The sequence below is a fragment of the Oscillibacter sp. CAG:155 genome, from assembly GCA_000436875.1.
Taxonomy (GTDB): Bacteria; Bacillota; Clostridia; order Oscillospirales; family Oscillospiraceae; genus Oscillibacter.
Genome location: FR890911.1, coordinates 1 through 6,646, shown reverse-complemented (window position 1 = coordinate 6,646; position 6,646 = coordinate 1). Strand labels below are relative to the sequence as shown.

Annotated in this window: 5 protein-coding genes; 1 reads left to right on the top strand and 4 read right to left on the bottom strand. The window is 60.0% G+C overall.

Translation table 11 applies throughout. The features are described from left to right. Positions 1-38 precede the first annotated feature (38 nt). The 4 genes from QZL67_RS06165 to hydA form a co-directional block, all read right to left on the bottom strand. Entirely contained in the window at positions 39-947 is a 909-nt protein-coding gene (locus QZL67_RS06165) for an EamA family transporter (RefSeq protein WP_022289876.1), read from the bottom strand. 42 nt (positions 948-989) lie between these two features. Next, on the bottom strand, positions 990-2,276 hold the full coding sequence (locus tag QZL67_RS06160) for a methionine gamma-lyase family protein (RefSeq protein WP_022289875.1): 1,287 nt from the start codon (positions 2,274-2,276) through the stop codon (positions 990-992). Continuing rightward, positions 2,266-2,490 carry an AbrB/MazE/SpoVT family DNA-binding domain-containing protein gene (locus QZL67_RS06155; protein ID WP_022289874.1) on the bottom strand — a complete coding sequence of 75 codons (225 nt, stop codon included), beginning with the start codon at positions 2,488-2,490 and terminating at the stop codon, positions 2,266-2,268. Before QZL67_RS06155 ends, QZL67_RS06160 begins: the two co-directional genes overlap by 11 nt. Positions 2,491-2,766: 276 nt before the next feature. Further along, positions 2,767-4,143 (bottom strand): dihydropyrimidinase, encoded by a 1,377-nt coding sequence (hydA, locus tag QZL67_RS06150; protein WP_022289873.1) that lies wholly within the window; start codon positions 4,141-4,143, stop codon positions 2,767-2,769. Between the two features lie 257 nt (positions 4,144-4,400). On the opposite strand from hydA, the gene QZL67_RS06145 reads away from it, so the two are divergent. Beyond that, entirely contained in the window at positions 4,401-6,629 is a 2,229-nt protein-coding gene (locus QZL67_RS06145) for a 5'-nucleotidase C-terminal domain-containing protein (RefSeq protein ID WP_022289872.1), read from the top strand. Positions 6,630-6,646: the final 17 nt, after the last annotated feature.

Sequence of the window (6,646 nt, the reverse complement as noted above, 5' to 3'; positions counted from 1 at the left end):
CCTGCGCCGTACGGCGCAGGGGCGTCCTGCAATCGGATTTACATATCGAAAAAGCCCATGATGGCAATGCCGATGATAATCAGCAGAATCATCAGGTAGTGCTTCCAGGAGAGCTTTTCTTTGAGGAAAATGCGGCTCCACAGTACAGACGCGGCGCAGTAGGAGGAGATGATGGGGGCAGACATGGCCAGGTGTTCGGTATCGGCGATGGCGTAGATGTAGGCAAACTGACCGGCGGTCTCGCACACGGCGCCGATGTACTTGGGGGCCTCCAGCTTGGGGATCAGGGGCGTGCGCTTAATGAGGACCACGTAGATGAAGCACACCACGGCGGCCAGCAGGAAGGTCAGCTCATAGGCAACGTTAGCGCTGTCCTCGTTGAGGGTCTCCAGCACCCGGTTGTCGGCAAAGGTACCGGCGGCGTCCAGCAGGCAGTAGGCCACGGGCATGGCCAGGGCCATGGCGCTTTTGGCGTACTTGTAGTTGCTGGCCTCCTGCCGGGCGGCCCGGAGGGCCTCATCCTCGCAGGCGTCCACCACGCCCAGACCGATGGCACCGGCGCACACCAGCGCCACTGCCACCAGTGCCAGAGGGGAATAGCCGCTGATGCCGGAGAGGACCAGCGTCATCACTGCCACCAGTGCGCCGGAGGAGTTGCAGATGGGGGAGGAGATGGACAGCTCAATGTACCGCAGGCCCACATAGCCCAGCGTCATGGAGCCAATGTACAGCAGGGAAACCGGCAGGTAGGTCAGAAGGATGGAGAGATTGATCTCCGTGCCGCCAACAAAGATCTCATAGGCGGCGTGGAGTCCCATGACCACACCGACGGCGATAACCATCTTCAGGGGGCTGAATTTGTCCCGGGGGTCCCGGCAGCCGATTTTGGAAAAGAGGTCGGAGCCGCTCCAGCAGAGCAGCGCGATGAGAGAGAGCCAAAACCACATATTACGTATTTCTCCTAACACAAAATGAAATTGTTAAATTGTTCAGGCAGGCAGGCGGACGATCCCGGCCTCCACCAGCTTCTGCAGGCTCATCAGGATGCCCAGCTTTGCGTGATACCAGGTCAGGCCGCCCTGGAAATAGACCGCATAGGGCGGGCGGATCGGGCCGTCGGCGGAGAGTTCAATGGAGCTGCCCTGGACGAAGGCACCGGCGGCCATGATGACGTCGCTGTCGTAGCCGGGCATGGCCCAGGGCTCCGGCGTCACATAGCTGTCCACCGGCGCGGCGGCCTGGATGCCCTTGCAGAAGGCCACCATGGCCTCCCGGCTGCCCAGGGTTACTGCCTGGATGATGTCGTGGCGGTCCTCTGTAGCGGAGGGCACGCAGGCAAAGCCCAGCTTCTCGTAGATGTTGGCGGCGAAGATAGCACCCTTCAGAGCGCCGGAGACCACCGTGGGGGAGAGGAACAGGCCCTGGTAGAAAGCGGGCATCAGTCCCAGGTTGGCGCCCACTTCCTGGCCCAGACCGGGGGCGGAGAGGCGATAGGCGCACCGCTCCACGCACTCCTTGGTACCGCAGATGTAGCCGCCGATGGGGGCCAGACCGCCGCCGGGGTTTTTGATCAGGCTGCCTACTACCATGTCGGCGCCCAGATCCGAGGGCTCCAGAGTCTCCACAAATTCGCCGTAGCAGTTGTCCACCATCACCTTCACATCCGGCTTGACGGATTTGCAGAAGGCGATTACTTCCCCGATCTGTGCCACGGAGAAGGAGGGGCGGGTGGCGTAGCCCTTGGAGCGCTGGATGGTGATGAGTTTGGTGCGGGGGTTGATCTTCTCCCGGATGGCGTCAAAGTCAAAGGTGCCGTCGGCCTTCAGGTCGGCCTGGGCATAGGTGACGCCGTATTCCTTCAAAGAGCACTTGCTCTCCCGGATGCCGATGACCTCCTCCAGCGTATCATAAGGAGCGCCGGCGGCGGAGAGCAGCTCGTCTCCCGGCAGCAGGTTGGCGCTGAGGGCCACCGTCAGGGCGTGGGTGCCGCAGGTGATCTGGGGCCGGACCAGGGCGGCCTCCGTGTGGAACACATCGGCATATACCCGCTCCAGATTGTCACGGCCCTCGTCGTCATAGCCGTAACCGGTGGTGGCGGCGAAGTGGGTGGCGTTTACCTTGTTTTTCTGCATGGCGTGGAGTACTTTGCCCTGGTTGATCTCCGCCGTCTGATCAATGGCGTCGAACCGGGACCGCAGGTCCCGCAGTACGCTTTCCCCGTATTCGTAGACAGCCCGGCTGACGCCCAGCTGTTCATACATGGTCTCAATGTCCATCGTGTCCGTCCTCTTTCCCTAAAATTTCATCGGCCAGATTGTTTAAAATCTCCGGCTTGGTCACAACAAGGCCGCTGGCCTCATTGCCCAGGATCAGCAGCGTATCCCCCGGGGAGATGCCGAAAAAACGGCGGGCCTCCTGGGGAATGACGATCTGGCCGCGATCCCCCACCTTGGCGGTGCCGAAGACCCGGTTTTTGGATCTTCCCAGCATATGTTTGCCTCCAGGCATGAAATCGTCCCCTTCATAATCATATTTTTCACACAAGTGTGAATCATAACACGACAGGAACGAAATGGCAAGCAAATCTGTCCTAAATGGGAAAAATCGTGCAAAGTGACGGGATTCCTGCCGCCGTCCCTGCGCCATTTTGCCCAGCTGTTCAGCAGGAGTACAGTGGATTTCAGGGGGAAGAGACGTTCAAACGGGAGACCCGATGAAAATCGGATCTCCCGTTTGAAGGTTTTTAAGGAAAGCCGGGGACTGTGCTTACAGGGAATTCTTGCCCCGGGCCATATATCGGCCTGCCGGTGTTTCGGCCAGCACCTGCCCCTCACTGACGGAGAGCTCTCCCCGCAGCCATACCTGGCGGATGCCGCCCACAGTGACAAAGCCCTCATAGGGGTTGTAGTCCACGTTGGCCACACAATCGTCGGCCCGGATCACATGGCTGAGGTCCGGGTCATAGACCACGATATCCGCATCGCTGCCGGGGCGAAGAACACCCTTGCGTGGGAAGAGACCGTAGAGCCGCGCCGGGTTTTCACTCAGGCAGCGGCACATCCGGGCGGCGGAGATCCGCCGCTTGGCCACACCGTAGGAATAGATCAGCTCACCCCGGGTCTCCACGCCGGGCAGTCCGCCGGGAATCTTGGTAAAGTCCTCCCGGCCCATATCCTTCTGCGCCAGCGTAAAGGAGCAGTGATCGGTGGAGATGGTCTGGATCTCACCCCGGCGCAGCGCCTTCCACAGGTGGTCCTGCTCTTCTTTGGCCCGCAGGGGCGGAGCACAGACATACCGGGCGGCGGAGGAGTAGTCGGGGTTAAAGTATACGTGTTCATCCAGCAGCAGGTACTGAGGGCAGGTCTCCACATAGACCTTCTGGCCCCGGCGGCGGGCGTGCTCCACCTCCTTGAGGGCCTCCTGATTGGTCAGGTGGACGATCACCACCGGGCAGTCCGCCGCCTGGGCAATGCGTAGCAGACGGCTGACAGCTTCGGCCTCCAGGCAGGCAGGACGGGTCAGGGGATGGGAGGCGGGGGAGAGTTCCCCGGCGGCTTTTCGCTCGGCGATCATACCGTCGATGACACCGGCGTTTTCACAGTGGAATCCGGCGATACCGCCCAGACCCCGCAGTTCCTTGAGGGCCCAGTAAATATCCCGGTCACCGATCATCATGGCGGGATAGGTGAGGTACATCTTGAAAGAAGAGATTCCAGCGGCAAACATGTCCGGAAGCTCCGCCCGGATGGATTCGTTCCAGTCGTCGATGGTCATGTGGAACCCGTAGTCGCAGAAAGTCCGCCCGTCCGCCTTCTGATGCCAGAGGTCCAGCCCATGGTGGAGGGACTCTCCCTTGTTGGGGCAGGCAAAGTCGATAACGGTGGTGGTACCGCCCCGCAGCGCCGCCCGGCTGCCGGTGTAAAAGTCATCGGCGGTGGTGGTGCCGGCCACATCCAGGTCAAAATGGGTATGAGCATCAATGAAGCCGGGGAAGAGCAGGCAGCCAGTGACGTCTACCACCCGGGCCTCGCCGCCGTCCAGCTTTCGTCCCACCTGAACGATTTTTTCTCCGTCAATGCGCACGTCGGCCCGGTGCATACCGGTGCCGGAGACCACAGTGCCGCCTTTGAGAAGTGTTTGCATAGGGATACCTCCATTCTGCCGGCTGGGGCCGGCAAAGTCTGCACAGGGCATTTTCTGTGGACAGTATAGCATGTGCCGTTTTGATTTTCCAGTGGGGGGAAAAGAAGCGGCATTTGATTTGGCAAAACAAATGAAAAACCTTTGTAAAATTTTCATAGGAAGTAAACAGAAACTCGCTGACCTTTTTAGCAAGACATGCTATACTGAAACTAACATCCGGGCGAGAAAGAATCCAGATCTTAAAGGAGGCAAAGAGAATGAAGAAGCAAAAATTCTTGTCCCTGCTCCTGGTACTGGCGATGATGTTCTCCCTGACCGTCACCGTCAGTGCCGAGGAGGCGGCCACAACGGGAGATATGGCCGGAGAGATTGTGATCCTGCACACCAATGACGTTCACGGTGCCATCAGCGGCTATGCAAAGGTGGCGGCTCTCAAGGATGCATATGAGGCCCGTGGGGCCTATGTATTGCTGATGGATGCGGGCGATTTCATCCAGGGCGATCCCACCGTCAGCACATCCCAGGGAGCCACCGCCGTGGAACTGATGAGCCTAGCGGGCTACGATGTGGTGAGCCTGGGCAACCACGAGTTTGACTACGGATACGACAACATCAAGGCCCTGGAAAAGAACGCCGACTTTACCATTGTGGATGCCAACATCTCCTACAACGGCAGGCCGGCTTTTGAGGATCACATGATCTTCACCACGCCTGATGGCACCAAGATCGGCGTATTCGGCCTGGACACCCCCGAAACCGCCACCAAGGCCAATCCCGCCAAAATCAAGGGCGTGACCTTCCTGGCCGGAGAGGAGATGTTCGACCTGGCCCAGGCGGAGGTGCAGATGCTGGAGGATGCCCACTGCGAGTACATCGTCTGCCTGGGACATCTGGGCATTGACGCCGAGTCTACCGGCAATCGCTCCATTGACTTGCTGGAGAAGGTGTCCGGCATTGATGTGTTCATTGACGGCCATTCTCATTCCACGCAGGAGGACATCATAAAAGCGTTGGGCGGTACCCAAACCCAGGCGGGCAACGTTCTCGTCACGTCCGGAACCGACATGATCAACGGAACGGTCCTGACGTCCACCGGCACCAAGCTGGAGAATGTGGGTGTTGTGACCATTGACGGGAGCGGCCATGTGTCTGCCAAGTCCTATCCCCTGGATTCCCTGACCGCTGCCGACAAGACTGTTGCCGACCGCGCTGCTGCCATTCAGGCGGAGATCGACAAGGAGTACGGCACCGCCTTTGCCAAGACCGAAGTGGACCTCAACGGCGAAAAGGAACCCGGCAACCGCACCGAAGAGACCAATCTGGGTGACCTGATCACCGATGCGCTGGTCTGGGGCGCTGAAAAGGAAGGCACCAAGGTGGATGCGGCCGTTACCAACGGCGGCGGTATCCGTGCCTCCATTGCCAAGGGCGACATCACCAAGAAAGACATCAACACCGTGCTGCCCTTCGGCAACACGCTGAGCATCGTCAAGGTCACCGGTGCGGAGCTGCTGGAGGCCCTGGAGGCGTCCACTTACTGCACCCCCACCGCCATCGGCGGCTTCCCCCAGGTCAGCGGCATCACCTTTACCGTGGATACTACCAAGGCCTATGACCAGGGCGATCTGTATCCCGGCTCCACCTATTACGGCCCCAAGAGCATCCAGCGCGTGGCCATCGAGACCGTGGGCGGCAAGGCGTTTGACAAGAATGCCACCTATACCATTGCCACCAACGACTTCATGGCTGCCGGCGGCGACACCTACTATGCCTTTGCCGCTGCCTCCGTCAACTATGACCTGGGTCTTGCCATGGATGAGGTGGTCATGGACTACATCACCGATGAGCTGGATGGTGTCGTCACCGCTGCGGCCTATGGAAATCCCGGCGGCCGGATCACCATTGAGAAGGGACTGCCCTTTACCGATGTGGCTGCTGACGCCGCCTACTATGACGAAGTGAAATACTGCTACGACAACAATATCTTCAAGGGGGTTACCGAGACCACCTTCGCGCCCCTTTCTACCATGACCCGGGGCCAGATGGTCACCGTGCTGTGGCGGATGAACGGCTCTCCCGCGCCTGCGGGTGCATGCCCCTTCACCGACGTGGCGGCAGATTCTCCCTTCCGGCAGGCCATCACCTGGGCGGCGGAGAAGGGGCTGACCAATGGGACCACGGCCACCACCTTTGCCCCCGGCCAGGCTATCTCCCGCCAGCAGTTTTTGACGATTCTGTACCGTTATGCGCAGTTCATGGAGTATGATGTCTCCAAGACGGCGACAATCACCGGCGTCTATGCGGACTGGGAGGCCGTCGGTGAGTATGCCCAGGAAGCCATGGAGTGGGCGGTTGGTTCCGGTGTGCTGATTGCCGATAGGGCGCTCCGTCCCACCGATGCCGCCCTGCGGTATGAGGTGGCCGAGTTCCTGGCAAACTTCTGCCAGAAGGCTGCGACAGAGGCGGCTGTCCAGCAGGCCGCCTGAGCAGACAAAACACCGGA